Here is a 16,886-nt window from a genome sequence, read left to right as displayed (position 1 = left end):
GAGAACAGATGGGCGAGAGTGGTCACTACACGGGTGTCCCCTTTTCGGCAGGGGGCCAGGGCCCGTGAATGTCTTGACGAAAAACACTGCCATCTCTCATTGACCAGCAAAGCCAAAAAGCCGCGCTGCGGTTCACGTGTGGAAGGATTCCCCGAGTTCGAGGGACGGAACGCGAATTGCAGCGGGCCTGACCTGGCCGGACCAGCACAAACACTCCCAAGACGAATTCGGCCCGAGGCGAGTTTCCCGAGACGAATCTGGCGTGTCGAGTTGGCAGCACAAATGTCCCGTCTTGGGGTCCGTCTTGGAAGAAGCAGAGGTTATTCAATAACTGAATGTGGTGGAGTTCCGCTTCAACGTCTAATTCGCTGTGCCCTTCCAATGGTGCCCGGGAAGCCTTTTGGCCTCCCGGGCATTCCTGTTTCACGGCGATTCTCTAATCCTGATGGAGGACAGCGACGCCACCAAATTTCCGTTCAGGGCCCAGAGGAGTCCGCGCGGCACGTCAATTAGTGGTGTCGTGGTTCGGATGCTTGTAGGCGCGTTGAGGATCCTCGCCGGGGGAATGAGCAAGCCAGCTGGCTTTACCTACGTGTTCAACAGGTTGTCCTGCGATAGCTGAGGATCGTCGCTTTGGTGTCCGAACTCGTCAACTACCTCTGAGAAGCTGAGAAGCTGAGAAGCTGAGAAGCTGAGAAGCTGAGAAGCTGAGACCGGCGCATCCGGGCGAGGTACTCATTGAGGATTTCATCACGGAGCTGAGCCCGAACCAGAAGCGTGTCGCCGTGGCCATCGGCATGCCGCCTTGGCATTTCAACGAGATTGCGCATGGCAAACGGAGCATCACTGCTGACGCAGCGATCCGACCGGCGCGGCACTTCGGCACCTGGGAAGAGTTCTGGATGCATCTGCAGTCGAACTATGAACCGCGGATTGAGCGCCGGGTGCTGCGGGAAAATCGTTGCTGGGATCACGCGACCAAGAGATGCTTGATCGAGCTGTCGAATAAGGGGCGTGGCAATTACGGCATGTGTTCGGCCAAAAGCTTGGCTCCTGCTGCACCGGTCGAGTGGCCTGATTCGTCATTGGTGCACCTCAGTGAAGCTTAGCTGCAAGTAGTCTTTCAATGTATGTAAACGCGAGATCGCCAAGACCGCTTCCGCCTACTGCGGTGGGCCGTAGGGCAGGTTCTCATTTTTCTCAGGTGGTGCTCGAAGACACGACGCCAGGGCACCTTGTAGCTGTCGTGGAAATACGACCTCCAAAATGATTGCAGTTGGAAATCACTCTGGGCTAGGGTTCAACCGTTTCCAGATTTCATTCACACAGGGAGATCTCATGGTTCAGACGCGAGTGCACAACCTGCTCGTTTCTTCGGATGGATATGCCGCTGGCGATTACGTGACGCTCGAAAAGCCGATCGGTGGAGCTGGGGCGCTTTTCGGCAAGTTTGACGGACGCGTCATCCATGGCATCCATGGAATCGACGACCCGGTGACCGTGGATCGAGCCATGTTCAGCATGTGGGGCCAAGGTATCGGGGCGGAGATTATGGGCCGCCGTAAATTCGGTCCGCAGTCGGGCGAATGGCCCGACGACGGCTGGGAAGGCTGGTGGGGAGACGAACCTCCCTTCCTGACTCCGGTGTTCATCCTGACCCACTATCCTCGTAAGCCACTCGAGTTCGCCAACGGCACCAGCTTCCACTTCGTAGATGCGTCGCCGGAGAAGGCGCTTCGTCTGGCGCAGGATGCGGCTGGCGGGTTGGACGTTCGAATTGGCGGCGGGCCCTCGACCGTGAGCGAATTCCTCCAGGCTGATCTCATCGACTTCCTGCATGTGGTGATCGTTCCGATCGTGCTCGGTTCCGGTGTCCGAATCTGGGATCACCTTACTGGCTTGGAAGACAGGTTCAGTGTCGAATCCGTCAGCACGTCCAGTGGACTGACGCATCAGCTTTGGAACAGGAATCGCCGCGTGTGAAGGCTCCACGTCGTCATCAAGAGGTTGCCAAGTACCGGAACGTCGTGGAGTTCCGCTTCAACGTCTAACCTTCCCGACAGCCGGTTGTTGCCGGGACGGAGCCTGAACGCCCCGAATCCCGGCACGAAGTGCGCGGGATTCGGGGCGTTTTTCTTGCGTGGTCGCTCGCCATCCCCACACACGGTGTGCGACCCAGCTTTGCGGTCGCCACCGTCCGGGTTCATCTCGACCTGTGGCGTCCTGCCATAGCGGAACGGCCGGCCCGGCAGGGGTACAGAAGTTGATCTTGATTTTGCCGGGTTAGCTTGCAGCCTTGCGAATGTGATCCGCGATCTTCTTTTCGATCTCCGGTGTCAACGCCAGCACGGCGAACGAGGTTACCCACAGGTCCCCGTCATCGAGCCGCGCGGACTCTTCGAAGCCGAGGGTGGCGTAGCGAGTGGTGAACTTCGAGGCAGCCTTGAAGAACACGACTACCTTTCCGTCCTCGTTGGCATACGAAGGGAATCCGTACCAGGTCTTCGGAACGAGATGCGGGGCGACTTCGGAAACGATCCTGTCGATACCTTCGGCGAGAACCCGGTCCTCATCCGGCAGTGCGGCGATCGCCTCCCGGACGGCCTGTTCGCCTGCGGCGCGGGTTTTCCCGGCTTTCTCCTGTGCTCGTAGCTCTGCAGCGCGCTGCTTGACGGCCTCGCGTTCTTCCCTGGACAGCCCAGCGTTCTTTTCGGCCATGTGATTCTCCTCAGTTCAAATGTGGCGACCATTCCTCGTTCAGCATCACACTACCGCCACCGGTCGCGGCGCGCTTCTTGAATCCTGTCCGCATGATTTCTGCACCTGACGTGCTCGAGCCTGCTGAGAATCTATAGAACAGAAACTGGATTCACTGTTTGGTCGATGACGCCACGAATCTTTCCGACACGGTGCTGCGCGCGGCACGGAGCTGAAGGTCTCCTTCATTGACATGGACAAGGCCACGCAGGCGGCCCTCGAGTAGAGCAGGACCATTGCGCCGAGGGCACGGACGCCGGCTACACCGAGTCGGGCCTGGACAAGCTGGCACGCGTCGGCTTCGACACCCTCGGCCTGCAGACCTACCTGACCGCAGGCCCGAAGGAAACCCGTGCCTGGACCATCCACAAGGGCTGGACCGCCCCGCAGGCGGCAGGTGTCATCCACACCGACTTCCAGCGCGGCTTCATCAAGGCCGAGGTTGTCGCGTTCGACGACCTGGTCGACGCCGGTTCCATGTCCGCGGCCAAGGCCGCCGGCAAGGCCCGCATCGAGGGCAAGGAATACATCATGAAGGACGGCGACGTCGTTGAATTTAGATTCAATGTGTAGTTCCTGTTCTCATTGAGACCTTTTGCGCATAGCCGCTAAGAACACGTGTTCTTAGCGGCTATGCGCTTTGTGACCGCCCGCGTGGTCAAAATGATGCCACCAGTTTTTTTCGTCTGACTTTGCATCACAGGGATTTGGGCCAGGGCGAGATGCTATGACTATGCGCGTCGAGGTGAATGAGCGGGTCGCGGGACATGCGGTGATTGGGAAGTGGCTGGCCGATCGGGAAGGTTTGCCTCCGCGGTCGTTGTTGCGTCGTGTTCTCGGTGCCGACCCGCTGACTCCGGACAATTAATCGTCGTAAAAGGGTGCTCTCGGGGAGAAAGCAGTCGGGCAGATCCTGCAACGGTTAGGTCCCGACTTGACGGTCCTGCACGCCGTACCGGTGGGCGCCGGCGCGTCCGACATTGACCACTTGCTGATAGTTCGGCCGGTGTGTTCACCCTCAATACCAAAAACCACGCCGGGCAATCCGTTTGGGTTGCAGGCCGGACCTCGATGATGTGTGGTAAGAAACAGCGCCGTCTCTACAATGCCAGCCAAGAAGCCGCCCTGGCAGCGAAACTTCTCACCCGGGGAACGAACGCGCCAATTGAGGTCACCGGCGTTGTGGTCGTCGTTACCCCGAAGAACCTGACTGTCAGGGAGTAACCCTTCGATGTTGCAGTGGTAGCGGACAGGCAGCTCCTGCGGTGGCTCAGTGACCGCCCGAATTTACTCGCGCCCAGGCAGACAGCTGCGATTACAGCTGTGGCCATACGCCCCGGAACGTTCCCAGACCATAGGCCGCGCCATGGCGCCACTCTGAGGGCGAGCAGTACTTGGTGGCACGGCGCCAGTTCACGAAGTGGATATGAGCGCCCGGGAGATAGGGTCTTACGTCCTATCAAAGGTTCCTCTATCGACACGCGACGGCCAGTTCAGCCGAAGTTTGTGAGTGCGGCCGCTGCGTTGCCGCAGCGACAGGCCACCGCCTCACCCGCGACGGGTGATTCCAGAGTTACTGGAGCGGCTGTCCGGGCGATGGGTTGACCAGTGATGCCGCGCGTACGAGAATGCGAACCATGAGTGATCCTCACAGCCTTTCCGAGCCCGCTCCGTTCACCGCCGATGACTTCGCCGAGCGGTTGCGGAGAGCAGCCCACGCCGCCCAGGATGCTGGGCTCGACGGCATCCTGGTCACTCCCGGACCGGACCTGCTGTACTTCACTGGGTATGCACCCGTGGCCATCACTGAACGCATCACCATGCTCGTGATCCCCGTCGACTCGGAGCCCGCCATGATCGTTCCGAGGCTCGAGAGGCCTGACGCGGAAGCGGCCGCCGGCGCCTCGAGTATGAAGATCACCGACTGGACCGACGGGAGCGACCCCTACACGGAATCTGCGACGCTAATGGCCGGCACCGGACGTTATGCCGTCTCTGACTCTGCCTGGGCCATGCACCTCCTCGGCCTGCAGGATCGACTTCCCAAGTCGTCCTACGTCTCGATGACGACCGCCCTGCCGATGCTTCGGGCGATCAAGGATGACGACGAGATCGAGCGGCTGGCGGCGGCCGGCGCGGCCGCAGACCAGGCGTACGAGGAGATCGTCACCGTGCGGTTCGCTGGGCGCAGCGAGACCGACGTCGGCTCTGATCTCGCCGACCTACTTCGCCAATTCGGTCATTCGCAGGTGGACTTCACCGTTGTCGGTTCGGGTCCGAACGGAGCCAACCCTCACCACGAGATCGGCCCGCGGATCATCGAGGCCGGAGACATGGTGGTGCTCGACTTCGGTGGCCTCAAACACGGCTACGGATCTGACACGACGCGGACCGTGCACGTCGGCGAACCCACCGCCGAGGAGCGCGAGGTTCATGACATCGTCAGACACGCGCAGCAGGCCGGGTTCGAGGCCGTGCGGCCAGGCGTCGAGTGCCAGGAAATCGATCGCGTGTCCCGGGCGGTGATCACTGAAGCCGGCTACGGCGACTACTTCATTCACCGCGTCGGGCACGGAATCGGACTTACGACTCACGAGCCGCCGTACATGGTCGAGGGCGAAACCCAGATCCTCCACCCCGGCATGTGCTTTTCGATCGAACCCGGAATCTACCTGCCGGACAGGTTCGGCGTACGGATCGAGGACATTGTGACGGTCGTTCCCGACGGCGGACGGCGACTCAATCAGACCTCGCACGAGATGAGAATCGTTCACTAGTTAGCCGACGTGGTCCACGATCCGACGTGGCCGACCACCGATGCCGACGGCAGGCGCGATTTGGTCGATGCAGGCAAGTAGGTATTCCGGCATGGCGGCCACGGCCCAGATGCGCCAGTTGTAGCGCACTGCCAGCGGAATGCCGGTCGCGGTGAACCGGACGTCCACGGGGACGTCGAGGGTCTTTTTGTTCGGTGTTGTGGTCACTGTGTATGCGCTCTCTGTCCCCTCGCCCCACGGTCAGCGTGGTCACGCAACCAACTGAGGACTACTTCGCCATCCGGCAGAACTCGGAGGAGTACCAAGTCGATGGCGAGCCTGCGGTCCTGACCTTCTGGCACCGACCCACTTCACGCGATTCTTCCGCCGCGCATCCTCAACGGCGAGAAGACAGCATTCCTGTCCTTCATCTTCTTCGTCCTGGAAACCGGCTGAGGTAGCGGAGGACGTGGGAGTATGAGCCGCGGCGGGGTTGATGTTCGGGGCCGCATCGAAGCCGACGTCCCCGAGAAGGATCTGGCGTGTCGCTGTTCCCTGCGCCAACATCCCATCGCGATGGTCCGTCGTGATGAGGAGTGGTTCTCCGTGACGGAACGTCGTGGAGTTCCGCTTCAACGTCTAACCTTCCCGACAGCCGGTTGTTGCCGGGACGGAGCCTGAACGCCCCGAATCCCGGCACGAAGTGCGCGGGATTCGGGGCGTTTTTCTTGCGTGGTCGCTCGCCATCCCCACACACGGTGTGCGACCCAGCTTTGCGGTCGCCACCGTCCGGGTTCATCTCGACCTGTGGCGTCCTGCCATAGCGGAACGGCCGGCCCGGCAGAGGTAGTGCCGACCGTTCACGATTCTGGCGAGTTAGCTTGCAGCCTTGCGAATGTGATCCGCGATCTTCTTTTCAGTGTCGGGCGTCAACGCCAGCACGGCGAACGAGGTTACCCACAGGTCCCCGTCATCGAGATTCGCGGACTCTTCGAAGCCGAGGGTGGCGTAGCGGGAGGTGAATTTCGAGGCCGCCTTGAAGAATACGACTACCTTTCCGTCCTCGTTGGCATACGAAGGGAATCCGTACCAGGTCTTCGGAACGAGATGCGGGGCGACTTCGGAAACGATCCTGTCGATACCTTCGGCGAGAACCCGGTCCTCATCCGGCAGTGCGGCGATCGCCTCCCGGACGGCCTGTTCGCCTGCGGCGCGGGTTTTCCCGGCTTTCTCCTGTGCTCGTAGCTCTGCAGCGCGCTGCTTGACGGCCTCGCGTTCTTCCCTGGACAGCCCAGCGTTCTTTTCGGCCATGTGATTCTCCTCAGTTCAAATGTGGCGACCATTCCTCGTTCAGCATCACACTACCGCCACCGGTCGCGGCGCGCTTCTTGAATCCTGTCCGCATGATTTCTGCACCTGACGTGCTCGATCCTGCTGAGAATTTACCGAACGGTAAATGGATTCACTGTTTGGTCGATGACGCCACGAATCTTTCCGACACGGCGCTGCGCGCCGAGAAAACCGCGGCTTCCTTTATCGATGCTGTCAAGGCCGCGGGCATCGCTATGCAAGAAGAGCTTCCCGCTCTCGTCGGGCCGGCCGAGGCCATCTTTCTCGACGTGCAGTTCGAATCCGAACTTTCGGAGCTGACCGAAGAAGAAGCCGAAGAAATGCTAGAGGACGCCGGTCACACGGAATTGGGCCTGGACAACCTGGCACGCGCCGATCGGCGCCTTGTTGGGATTTTTCAACGTCTAGCCCGTGGGGCATCGCGCAAACAGCTACCTATTGAGCGGTCCGAAGTAGCCCACCGCCATGAGAACGCGTGAGATGCGCGTCCGGATCCAGGCGGCGTGGAACGGCTTCGTGCCGTAATGGCCACCGGTGGAAGGCCAGGCTGTACAGCAACTCGACTGCCTCTGCCAAGGTGGCCGGCAAGACTCGCATCGAAGGCTAAGGAATACATCATGAAGGAAGGCGATGTTATGGAGTTCCGCTTAAACGTCCAATCCTGCAGTTCGGGATCGACACCGAGTCGACGTCTGAAGCGCCCCGAAATCTTGCGCCGTGAATGCGCTGGTTCGGGGCGTTCGGCGTATCTGCAGGGTCTGATTCCAACTATGTGTGACGATGGCTGCAGACAATGAGAGACAACGACGAAAGAAGAACAATGCAGATCGGAACTCCGGGTGAGAACTGGGATGATTCAGGGCACTGGCGGGGCCACCGCACTACCAACGTGAAACGCACCTACCGCGAGTGGGTGCGCCTGCACGAATCTCGGGATGAATTCCAGTTGGTCATGAGCCAGTATGGCGGCGAGCTCGGGACCGATGGTGCGGTCACCACACGCTCGACCGATCTTGGCCTGAAGGCTTTCGACCTCGCTATTACCGAGGTCCGCAACGACAACCTGATCTACGACCTGAAAACGATGCTCGGCATGGAGCAAGAGGAATTGCTCGGGTATTGGTTCTCCCGAATGGACTGCAGCGAGTCGCCGTTCGGTGGCTGCCTCTTTGTGGAGGCGCCAGTGTTCGGGGATCAGTGTGTGTTCTGTGGGCTTCATTTCCGTTAGTAGCGCACCAGTCGAGAAGGTCTTGGCCGAATCTTGTCACGCACGACTACCGCCATCGAAGTTGCCCCGTCGCGGCCATGCGTAAGGATCAATCCGGTTGCCTCCCGTATCAACATCTAATTTCCATCCTTCGAGGGGCAGTGTGACACTCGGCCCCCGACTTCATTTCTTGGAGTCGGGGGCTTTGCCGCGCCAGGATGGGTCCTTGCCGTACGCGGCCACTGGAGCTCCGGAAGCTGCCGATCTCGGGTTGCGCGGCTGGTGAGTATGACGAAAATTCTCGGGTTGCACAGCTTGGGAAACCCAACGTCGTTCGTTCTCCCGTAGGGAGAAACAACGGGTGGGCGCACACCGAGGACCGCATGCCACGTGTCATCGGCTTGCCTGCGGCATGTGTTTCTCTACAACTTTGTACCTCGGCTGACACAGGAGTCGGCAACGGACTTGGAGGCCAAGTTCGGTCGCAGCAAAGGTTGTTTAAGGCCACCAATGGATGTTTCCTTTACTCAGATTCGGAAAGGAAAACGGCCCAGGTTTAGGACCATTCAAACGAAGGAGTTCACGCGGACACCGGAAGTGGTTTTATGGCAATTTCGATTGGGCAGGAACGGTGCAAAAGGTAGTTTTTGCCTTGATCATCCTCTTGGTGACGTGGCTGCTGGCCAAGTTCATCAAGTGGGCCATTGGAAAGCTCGTGGGCCGGATCAAGCTGCTGCAGCGCCAGGGTAACGACGGCGAACCGCTTGGCGAATCACTCGGAAAGATCGCGGCACTGATCGTCTGGCTCTTCGGCCTTGTTGCCATCCCGCAGGTGTTTGCCCTCTCCGAGGTGCTGGCACCCGTACAGGAGCTGCTTGCAAACGTCATGGGGTTCATCCCCAACGTCATCGGAGCCGGCGTCGTCTTCTTCATCGGCTACATGATCGCCAAGATCGTCCGGCAGCTGGTCACCACGGCGTTGGGCGCCGTCGACTTCAGCCGCATGACAAACAAGCTCATGCGCAAGCATGAAGAGCCGGACCTTGTTGAATCGCGTGAACGGAATGCAAGAATCATTTCCGTCATCGGAAACATCCTCTTTGCGATCATTGTGATCGTGGTGGGCATCAACGCGCTGCAGGTCTTGGGCATCGCCGCGATTTCCGATCCGGCACAGCAAATGCTGGCCCTGATACTGAACGCAATACCGCTGATCATTGCGGCCCTGATCCTGCTGGGAATTGGCTACGCCATCGCGAAGTTCGCGGGCAATATTCTCCAGGGCACCTTGCATGGGGTGGGGGCTGATGACGTGGTGCGCAAATGGGGCATCCTCCCGAGCGGCCAGAGCGCCTCGGCCATTATTGCCATGCTGGTGAAGATCGCCATCATGCTGTTCTTCGGCATCATGGCGGCGCGACTGCTGAACTTCCCGGAAGTCACCATCATCCTCAACCAGATCCTGGCGCTGGCCGGCAGCGTGCTGTTCGGCGGACTGATCATTGCCGCCGGATTCCTCATCGCCAACGTCCTCGTCAAGATCATGGGGGAGGGGATCGCGGCAACGGTGATCCGGTACGCGACGATCGCCCTGTTCGTGGCAATGGGCCTGAACTACATGGGCCTGGCGGACTCCATCATCAACATGGCTTTCGGCGCCGTCGTCATCGGTGGGGCGCTCGCAGCCGCCCTCGCCTACGGCTTGGGCGGACGTGATGCGGCGGCCCGGTCATTGCGACGGCTGGAGCACAAGCTTCCTCCGGCCACGCCGCCTGCCCCGCTTGGCTGGGTGGATCCACTGGGCTAGCGAGCCGCATGCCGCGCTGCAGGACCCGGCGCATATCGAATGGGTGGTTTCGGGCCGAATGGTCCGGGGCCGCCCATTGCTTCGGGGCCAGATGTTGCGTTTCACCCCTGACCCCGGAATGTAGTGAGCAGCGGCTTCGAGGTGCTTGCCGTGTCCATGGCCCAGTCGGGCTTGGAATTTCCCATAAAAAATACGTGTGATTTACCGCTCGCGGCTTTCGACTGAAAACCGCGGAATGACGGGGATGATTGACGGCAGGTCGGCGAATCGGTGTCGATTTTGTCTCGAAAATAGCCTCGTGCAGCCGGGTGATGTTCGGCACGATTTCCGTCAGTTTTTCCAGAAGGACTAGAATAGTGAATTGGGTCAATCGTGGCCCCGAACCCCGAGACCCAAAATTCTCTAGAAGAAGTGAGCCTTTTCGCATGTCAGATTCCACTCTCATTCGTCGCGACGACCTGCGTAACGTAGCAATCGTTGCGCACGTTGACCACGGCAAGACCACTTTGGTCAACGCAATGCTCCAGCAGACTGGTGCATTCGACAGCCACGGTGAAACCGAAGATCGTGTGATGGACTCTGGCGAGCTCGAACGCGAAAAGGGCATCACCATCCTTGCGAAGAACACCACCGTGTTCTACAGCGGCCCGGCCGCCGAAGGCAAGCAGATGACCATGAACATCATCGACACCCCGGGTCACGCCGACTTCGGTGGCGAGGTAGAGCGCGGCCTGTCCATGGTTGACGGCGTTGTCCTCCTCGTCGACGCTTCCGAGGGCCCGCTGCCGCAGACCCGCTTCGTGCTGCGTAAGGCACTCGTTGCCAACCTGCCGGTCATCATCGTCGTCAACAAGACCGACCGCCCGGATGCCCGCATCGAAGGCGTCATCTCCGACTCCATGGACCTGCTCCTGGGCCTGGCCTCGGACCTGGCCGACGAAGCACCGGACCTGGACCTGGACAAGATCCTGAACGTCCCGATCGTCTTCGCCTCGGGCAAGGCCGGCTTCGCCTCGGCCAACCAGCCTGCCGACGGCACCATGCCGGACAACGAGGACCTCGAGCCGCTGTTCGAGACCATCATCAAGCACGTTCCGGCCCCGACCTACACCGAAGGCGAAGTCCTTCAGGCACACGTCACCAACCTTGACGCCTCGCCGTTCCTTGGCCGTCTGGCACTGCTGCGTATCTTCAACGGCACCCTGCGCAAGGGCCAGCAGGTTGCCTGGGCACGCCAGGACGGCACGCTCAAGCAGGTCAAGATCACCGAACTGCTCGCCACCAAGGGTCTGACCCGTGTTCCGGCCGAAGAAGCAGGACCGGGCGAGATCGTTGCAGTTGCAGGCATCGAAGACATCATGATTGGTGAAACCCTCACCGACTTGGAAAACCCGAAGCCGCTGCCGCTGATCACCGTTGACCCGCCGGCCATCTCGATGACCATCGGTATCAACACCTCGCCGCTGGCCGGCAAGGTCAAGGGCGCCAAGGTCACCGCACGCCAGGTCAAGGACCGCCTCGACAAGGAACTGATCGGTAACGTTTCGCTGAACATCCTGCCGACCGAGCGTCCGGATGCCTGGGAAGTCCAGGGCCGTGGTGAATTGGCGCTGGCCATCCTCGTTGAGCAGATGCGTCGCGAAGGCTTCGAACTGACCGTCGGCAAGCCGCAGGTTGTTACCAAGAAGATTGACGGCAAGGTCCACGAGCCGATGGAGCACATGACCATCGACGTACCCGAGGAATACCTCGGCGCCGTGACCCAGCTTATGGCTGCCCGCAAGGGCCGCATGACCAACATGGCCAACCACGGTACCGGCTGGTGCCGCATGGAATTCATCGTTCCGGCCCGTGGCCTGATCGGTTTCCGCACCCGCTTCCTGACCGACACCCGCGGTGCCGGCATCGCCTCCTCGCTGGCCGAGGGCTACGAGCCATGGTGCGGCCCGATCGAATACCGCATCAACGGTTCGATCGTTGCCGACCGTTCCGGCGTGGTCACCCCGTTCGCGATGATCAAGCTCCAGGAACGCATGTCCTTCTTCGTGCAGCCGACCTCCGAGGTCTACGAAGGCATGATCGTTGGCGAGAACTCACGCGCCGATGACATGGACGTGAACATCACCAAGGAAAAGCAGCTCACCAACATGCGTGCGGCTTCCTCGGACACCTTCGAGAACATGACCCCGCCGCGCAACCTGACCCTTGAAGAGTCCCTCGAATTCGCTCGCGAAGACGAGTGCGTCGAGGTCACCCCGGAAGCCATCCGCATCCGCAAGGTCGTCCTGAACGCCAGCGAACGCGCCAAGGTCAACCGTGCACGAGCCAAGGCCTAACCATCAGCAAGGGGGCTCTTTAGCCTCCGTGTTGGTCAGCGTCCTGGCGGCCTTGGCCGCCGGGGCGCTGGCCGCCGTGGTTGGAACGATCCTGCATGCCTCCATGGCCTATGCAGGGGACACCCCGATCCCTTGGGGCGCCGCTCTGGCACTGTTGTTCACCGGAGCCCTGTCCTACTGGGTTGGGATACTTCGCGGGAAACTGTGGGTCACCGCCTTGAGCGGTTTGAGCACCTACGTCCTGGTGGCGCTGTTCTCGGCCGACGCCCATAACCAGATGATCGTCTCCGCACAATACCTTGATGTTCTGCCCGGCCCCGCGCTGGCAGGCACCATCTGGGTTTACGGGATCATCGTCCCGGTTGTCATCGCGGTCTTCCTGGTCTCGCGCCACCTGCGTGCGCGGCCACAGCCCACGGCATAGCCACGCAATACAAGAAATGCCCGGAAGGACTTCCTTCCGGGCATTTCTTGTATTCGGGCAATGTTGCCGGCGCCCGAGGGTGCCCCGCTAGTTCGAGCTCAAATCCAGGTGGTGGGCCATGAACAGGGAAGTGGCGACGCCGTCGGGATCGGGCTCGCGCATTGCGTAGTCCTCGATGACCGCATGGATGCGGGCCAGCATTTCCTTTTGGGTGGCCTCGCTGAGTTTCAGGCCGACCCGGAGGACCTGGATTTCCTCGGGGGCAAGGCCGTCGATCTCCTGCAGGAACGTATCGACAAGAAGCGGTGCCGCATCGGGCAGCTTGGTGCCCCAGGAGAGCTTGGTGCTGCGGTAAGGCACTTCCTTGGCGCCGCGGTTGCCGCGCCGGGTTTCCTCGGCCGCGAGAAACCCGTTGGCGAGCAGGGTGCGCACGTGGTGAAGCGAGGTGGCCGGATTGATATCCAGCAGGTCCGCTATTTCTTTGTTGGTACGGGACTCGTGCAAGCAGAGTCGCAAAATGCGAAGACGGAGCGGGGAGCTAAGCGCCCGCGCACGGGCCTGTACCTCATCATCTGTGGCCATGATTTCAGCATACGGGAAAATCCGCCACTGATTGAATCATTCAAATCACATGTGCGGCGACGTCGGTTTTCCGTACCAGACAGGCAACCGCGGGGCTTGCCGGGTCAGCTCCTGGGCGCGGTGTGCCTACGCTCCGGGGGCGGGGGAACCAGCTTTGCATGGGTGATCGACTCGCGACTGATGTGAATTTCCCCGGTGCGGGTCTGCACCGTTACCGACTTCTCGTTGATCTCCAACAGGTATCCCAGGGCGTCGCTCAGCCGCTCGCCTGCCGAGCCTAGTTCCCCGGGCGAGAGCCGGTAGCGGACCACCACTCGGGCGCCGGGATCCAGGGAAGCGAAAAAGTCCGTGCTCATGAACCAATCCTAGGTGCTGGCTGCGCCGACATCGGGGCGCGACGCATGGCGTAAGAATTCCCCCGCAGTGGGCGTGCGGCGGCTTCGCGGGGCGACGCATGGCGTAAGAATTCCCCAGCCAAGGGCCGTAGAGGCACCGTCGCGTGACGCGTAACGTAAGAATTCGCCGGTTCGGGGCCGTTGGGACAAGCGATAGATGTGAGAAATACCTGTTCAACGTGCTGCTGCGGCAATCTAGTCGGGGCGGGACTAAGCTTGTCTCAAGCACGCTTAGCAGCATGCACACCCACCGAACATTTTCCGTAGTGAAGGAAGGCCCCGGGTACCGTGACCTACATCATCGCCCAGCCATGCGTCGACGTCAAAGACAAGGCATGCATCGAAGAATGCCCCGTTGACTGTATCTACGAGGGCGAACGCTCGCTGTATATCCACCCCGACGAATGCGTCGACTGTGGTGCCTGCGAACCGGTCTGCCCCGTCGAGGCCATCTACTACGAGGACGATGTTCCCGACGAGTGGGCCGAGTACTACAAGGCAAACGTCGAATTCTTCGACGAGGTGGGTTCCCCAGGCGGAGCCGCGAAGCTCGGCAACATGGGCATCGACCACCCAATCATTTCCGTGCTCCCGCCGCAGAACCAGGAATAAGCGCCACACCCATGCTGAGCCTTCCCGAATACCCTTGGACAGCCCTTGCCCCTTACACGGCCAAGGCCAACGAGCACCCAGACGGGGCCGTCAACCTGTCGATCGGCACCCCGGTGGACCCCACGCCGCAGGTTGTCATCGAAGCGCTGCAGGCAGGCGCCAACGCGCCGGGATACCCGACGACGCACGGCACGGTTGAACTTCGCGAAGCCATCGTCGAGTGGTACGCCCGCCGCCGCAACGTTCACGGCCTGAGCGTCGAGGACGTCATGCCGACCGTTGGGTCCAAGGAAATGGTTGCCTGGCTGCCGTTGCTGCTGGGCCTTGGCGCGGGGGACCTTGTCGTCCGCCCCGTGGTCGCCTACCCGACCTACGACATCGGCGCCCTGCTGGCCGGAGCCGATTCGATCGCCGCCGATTCGCTGGCCGACCTGTCGGACGCGGACCGCGCCCGCGTGAAACTGGTCTGGGTCAACTCCCCGGGCAACCCCACGGGCATCGTGCGCAATGTCGCGGAGCTCAAGTCGCTGGTGGATGACGCCCGTTCGCTCGGCGCAGTGGTCGCCTCGGACGAATGTTACGCCGAGCTGGGGTGGGGCGAGTACGAAAACGGCGTCCCGAGCGTACTCGAGGAGGCCATCTGTGGCGGAGATCACACCGACCTGCTGTCCGTGTATTCGCTCTCGAAGCAATCCAACGTTGCTGGCTACCGGGCCGCCTTTGTGGCCGGTGCCCCGAACCTCATGCCGACTCTCATCAACAGCCGCAAGCACGCGGGCATGATCGTGCCCGCCCCGGTGCAGGATGCAATGCGCGCGGCACTTGCCGACGAGGCACATGTCGCGGCCCAAAAAGCCCTGTATCGCGCGCGTCGCGAGGCCTTGATCCCAGCCCTTGAGGGCTTCGGGTTGCGCATCGAAGACTCGGTGGCGGGTCTCTACCTCTGGTGCACCGCCGACGAGGATTGCTGGATCACCATGGGGCGATTGGCCGAGCTCGGAATCATCGCCGGCCCCGGTGCGTTCTACGGCGACGCCGGCGTGAATTTTGTGCGCATAGCGCTCACCGCAAGTGACGAACGGATTGCCAGCGCCGTTCAGCGGCTGAATGCGGCTCGTTGATTCCTTAACGTGACCAACCGATTGGTGTCATGCGCCTACTAAACGGTAGCGTGGCACTGATTACTGACCATCGGATCCATCTGTATTCCGGTTAGGAGAGACAATGACGGAAAACAATTCTGCTCAGCTCAGCTTCGGCGGCAACAACATCGAACTCCCTGTTGTACCCGCTGTAGAAGGCAACAATGGCTTTAACATCGCTCCGCTTTTGAAGGCGACGGGTGGCGTGACTTACGACCCGGGCTTCATGAACACAGCGGCGACCAAGTCCGCAATCACCTACATCGACGGCGACGCGGGCATCCTGCGCTACCGCGGTTACCCGATCGAGCAGCTGGCCGAAAAGTCCAGCTTCCTCGAGACCACTTACCTGCTGATCTACGGAAACCTTCCCTCGGCCACCGAGCTCGAAGAATTCGACCAGAAGATCCGCCGCCACACCCTGCTGCACGAGGAGCTCAAGGGCTTCTTCGGCGGCTTCCCGCGCGAAGCGCACCCGATGCCGGTGCTTTCCTCGGCCGTGACGGCGCTGTCGACCTGGTACCAGGATTCCCTGGATCCGTTCGACGAGGAGCAGGTCGAACTTTCGACCATCCGCTTGCTGGCCAAGATGCCGGTTCTTGCCGCCTACGCGCACAAAAAGTCCATCGGCCAAGCGCTGCTTTACCCGGACAACTCGATGAACCTCGTCGAGAACTTCATGCGTTTGAGCTTCGGCCTTGCCGCCGAGCCGTACGAGATGGATCCGGTCATCGTCAAGGCGCTGGACCAGCTGCTGATCCTGCACGCGGACCACGAGCAGAACTGTTCGACCTCCACCGTGCGCCTCGTCGGCTCATCGAACGCGAACATGTTCGCCTCGGTGTCCGCGGGCATCAACGCACTCTCCGGCCCCGCCCACGGCGGCGCCAACGAGGCGGTCCTGAAGATGCTGCGCCAGATCCAGTCCGAGGGCCTGAAGCCCGCGGACTTCATGGAAAAGGTCAAGAACAAGGAAGACGGCGTCCGCCTCATGGGCTTCGGACACCGTGTTTACAAGAACTACGATCCGCGTGCCAAGATCATCAAGGAGACGGCCCACGAGATCCTCTCCAAGCTCGGCGGAAACGACCAGCTGCTGGACATCGCCATGTCGCTGGAAGAGCGCGCACTGAACGATGATTACTTCATCTCGCGCAAGCTCTACCCGAACGTGGACTTCTACACCGGCCTGATCTACAAGGCCATGGGCTTCCCGGAGAAGATGTTCACCGTCCTCTTCGCCATCGGCCGTTTGCCAGGCTGGATCGCACAGTACCGCGAAATGCTGCAGGACCCCGAAATGAAGATCGGCCGTCCGCGCCAGCTCTTCATCGGCGAAACCGAACGCAACTACCCGAACCGCTAAACGGTTTGGCGCGGACGGACAATCCTGCTCCGCGACGCTTGCAATCTTGTGTTTCAGGCCCGACGGGCGTTGCTTCGAATAATTCGGAGCGGCGCCTGCCGGGCCTTTTGGCGTTCAGGCGCGAAGTGGCGCGGTTTTTTCGGCCCAACGCT

General features: G+C 60.9%; 17 protein-coding genes and 1 pseudogene. 13 read left to right on the top strand and 5 right to left on the bottom strand.

Features of this window, described 5'->3' with window-relative positions:
• The first annotated feature begins 707 nt into the window (after positions 1-707).
• Together JOF47_RS22350 and JOF47_RS11275 are read left to right on the top strand one after the other, a co-directional pair.
• Positions 708-1,109, top strand: coding sequence for a HigA family addiction module antitoxin (locus JOF47_RS22350; protein WP_210001590.1), 402 nt, complete (start codon positions 708-710; stop codon positions 1,107-1,109).
• A 229-nt stretch (positions 1,110-1,338) separates the two neighbouring features.
• Entirely contained in the window at positions 1,339-1,983 is a 645-nt protein-coding gene (locus tag JOF47_RS11275; RefSeq protein ID WP_209997932.1) for a dihydrofolate reductase family protein, read from the top strand.
• A gap of 300 nt (positions 1,984-2,283) precedes the next feature.
• Here the strand turns inward: JOF47_RS11275 and JOF47_RS11270 are convergent, their stop codons facing one another.
• Positions 2,284-2,718, bottom strand: a complete 435-nt coding sequence (locus JOF47_RS11270; RefSeq protein ID WP_209997931.1) for a hypothetical protein — start codon at positions 2,716-2,718, stop codon at positions 2,284-2,286.
• A 261-nt stretch (positions 2,719-2,979) separates the two neighbouring features.
• On the opposite strand from JOF47_RS11270, the pseudogene JOF47_RS11265 reads away from it, so the two are divergent.
• The 3 genes and pseudogenes from JOF47_RS11265 to JOF47_RS11255 form a co-directional block, all read left to right on the top strand.
• Positions 2,980-3,330 (top strand): annotated as a pseudogene (locus JOF47_RS11265) (DUF933 domain-containing protein); the annotation flags it as partial.
• Positions 3,331-3,765: 435 nt separating this feature from the next.
• The gene (locus tag JOF47_RS11260; protein ID WP_209997929.1) at positions 3,766-3,981 is read left to right on the top strand and encodes a hypothetical protein; all 216 of its coding nucleotides are present in this window, start codon (positions 3,766-3,768) and stop codon (positions 3,979-3,981) included.
• A gap of 413 nt (positions 3,982-4,394) precedes the next feature.
• Positions 4,395-5,534, top strand: a complete 1,140-nt coding sequence (locus JOF47_RS11255) for an aminopeptidase P family protein (protein WP_209997926.1) — start codon at positions 4,395-4,397, stop codon at positions 5,532-5,534.
• Here JOF47_RS11255 and JOF47_RS11250 read toward each other — a convergent pair whose 3' ends face one another.
• Both JOF47_RS11250 and JOF47_RS11245 read right to left on the bottom strand, forming a co-directional pair.
• Positions 5,535-5,741 (bottom strand): hypothetical protein, encoded by a 207-nt coding sequence (locus JOF47_RS11250; RefSeq protein WP_210001882.1) that lies wholly within the window; start codon positions 5,739-5,741, stop codon positions 5,535-5,537.
• 648 nt (positions 5,742-6,389) lie between these two features.
• Positions 6,390-6,824 carry a hypothetical protein gene (locus JOF47_RS11245; RefSeq protein ID WP_209997917.1) on the bottom strand — a complete coding sequence of 145 codons (435 nt, stop codon included), beginning with the start codon at positions 6,822-6,824 and terminating at the stop codon, positions 6,390-6,392.
• Positions 6,825-6,916: 92 nt separating this feature from the next.
• On the opposite strand from JOF47_RS11245, the gene JOF47_RS11240 reads away from it, so the two are divergent.
• The 5 genes from JOF47_RS11240 (at position 6,917) to JOF47_RS11220 (ending at position 12,637) form a co-directional block, all read left to right on the top strand.
• Positions 6,917-7,342, top strand: coding sequence for a hypothetical protein (locus tag JOF47_RS11240; protein ID WP_209997915.1), 426 nt, complete (start codon positions 6,917-6,919; stop codon positions 7,340-7,342).
• Between the two features lie 341 nt (positions 7,343-7,683).
• Positions 7,684-8,091 carry a hypothetical protein gene (locus JOF47_RS11235; RefSeq protein WP_209997913.1) on the top strand — a complete coding sequence of 136 codons (408 nt, stop codon included), beginning with the start codon at positions 7,684-7,686 and terminating at the stop codon, positions 8,089-8,091.
• A 610-nt stretch (positions 8,092-8,701) separates the two neighbouring features.
• Complete coding sequence (locus JOF47_RS11230; RefSeq protein ID WP_342592759.1) at positions 8,702-9,877, top strand: mechanosensitive ion channel; 1,176 nt, start codon at positions 8,702-8,704, stop codon at positions 9,875-9,877.
• A gap of 425 nt (positions 9,878-10,302) precedes the next feature.
• Positions 10,303-12,213: a translational GTPase TypA gene (typA, locus tag JOF47_RS11225; protein WP_209997909.1), complete on the top strand. Its 1,911-nt coding sequence runs from the start codon at positions 10,303-10,305 to the stop codon at positions 12,211-12,213.
• A gap of 28 nt (positions 12,214-12,241) precedes the next feature.
• Entirely contained in the window at positions 12,242-12,637 is a 396-nt protein-coding gene (locus JOF47_RS11220) for a hypothetical protein (RefSeq protein WP_209997907.1), read from the top strand.
• A gap of 87 nt (positions 12,638-12,724) precedes the next feature.
• Here the strand turns inward: JOF47_RS11220 and JOF47_RS11215 are convergent, their stop codons facing one another.
• Together JOF47_RS11215 and JOF47_RS11210 are read right to left on the bottom strand one after the other, a co-directional pair.
• Positions 12,725-13,219, bottom strand: coding sequence for a helix-turn-helix domain-containing protein (locus tag JOF47_RS11215; protein WP_209997905.1), 495 nt, complete (start codon positions 13,217-13,219; stop codon positions 12,725-12,727).
• Positions 13,220-13,323: 104 nt separating this feature from the next.
• Entirely contained in the window at positions 13,324-13,575 is a 252-nt protein-coding gene (locus JOF47_RS11210) for a putative acetyltransferase (protein ID WP_209997903.1), read from the bottom strand.
• A gap of 327 nt (positions 13,576-13,902) precedes the next feature.
• Between JOF47_RS11210 and fdxA the strand changes: the two genes are divergently transcribed.
• The 3 genes from fdxA to JOF47_RS11195 all read left to right on the top strand — a co-directional run bounded on the left by fdxA (position 13,903) and on the right by JOF47_RS11195 (position 16,734).
• The gene (gene fdxA / locus JOF47_RS11205; RefSeq protein ID WP_209997901.1) at positions 13,903-14,226 is read left to right on the top strand and encodes a ferredoxin; all 324 of its coding nucleotides are present in this window, start codon (positions 13,903-13,905) and stop codon (positions 14,224-14,226) included.
• Positions 14,227-14,237: 11 nt separating this feature from the next.
• Positions 14,238-15,347, top strand: a complete 1,110-nt coding sequence (gene dapC / locus JOF47_RS11200) for a succinyldiaminopimelate transaminase (protein ID WP_209997900.1) — start codon at positions 14,238-14,240, stop codon at positions 15,345-15,347.
• Positions 15,348-15,450: 103 nt separating this feature from the next.
• A complete protein-coding gene (locus JOF47_RS11195; protein ID WP_209997897.1) occupies positions 15,451-16,734 on the top strand; it encodes a citrate synthase in 1,284 nt (427 codons plus the stop codon).
• Positions 16,735-16,886 lie beyond the last annotated feature (152 nt).

The sequence above is a fragment of the Paeniglutamicibacter kerguelensis genome (assembly GCF_017876535.1).
Classification (GTDB): Bacteria; Actinomycetota; Actinomycetes; order Actinomycetales; family Micrococcaceae; genus Paeniglutamicibacter; species Paeniglutamicibacter kerguelensis.
Note: the sequence above shows the minus strand (reverse complement) of the source record. Positions and strands in the feature narration are given on the sequence as shown.

Excerpts from the sequence above, each read along its gene's own strand:
- JOF47_RS11275 (WP_209997932.1), top strand. The coding sequence starts at position 1,339 with ATGGTTCAGACGCGAGTGCACAACCTGCTCGTTTCTTCGGATGGATAT.
- JOF47_RS11270 (WP_209997931.1), bottom strand. The coding sequence starts at position 2,718 with ATGGCCGAAAAGAACGCTGGGCTGTCCAGGGAAGAACGCGAGGCCGTC.
- JOF47_RS11255 (WP_209997926.1), top strand. The coding sequence starts at position 4,395 with ATGAGTGATCCTCACAGCCTTTCCGAGCCCGCTCCGTTCACCGCCGAT.
- JOF47_RS11245 (WP_209997917.1), bottom strand. The coding sequence starts at position 6,824 with ATGGCCGAAAAGAACGCTGGGCTGTCCAGGGAAGAACGCGAGGCCGTC.
- JOF47_RS11240 (WP_209997915.1), top strand. The coding sequence starts at position 6,917 with ATGATTTCTGCACCTGACGTGCTCGATCCTGCTGAGAATTTACCGAAC.
- JOF47_RS11235 (WP_209997913.1), top strand. The coding sequence starts at position 7,684 with ATGCAGATCGGAACTCCGGGTGAGAACTGGGATGATTCAGGGCACTGG.
- typA (WP_209997909.1), top strand. The coding sequence starts at position 10,303 with ATGTCAGATTCCACTCTCATTCGTCGCGACGACCTGCGTAACGTAGCA.
- JOF47_RS11215 (WP_209997905.1), bottom strand. The coding sequence starts at position 13,219 with ATGGCCACAGATGATGAGGTACAGGCCCGTGCGCGGGCGCTTAGCTCC.
- JOF47_RS11210 (WP_209997903.1), bottom strand. The coding sequence starts at position 13,575 with ATGAGCACGGACTTTTTCGCTTCCCTGGATCCCGGCGCCCGAGTGGTG.
- dapC (WP_209997900.1), top strand. The coding sequence starts at position 14,238 with ATGCTGAGCCTTCCCGAATACCCTTGGACAGCCCTTGCCCCTTACACG.
- JOF47_RS11195 (WP_209997897.1), top strand. The coding sequence starts at position 15,451 with ATGACGGAAAACAATTCTGCTCAGCTCAGCTTCGGCGGCAACAACATC.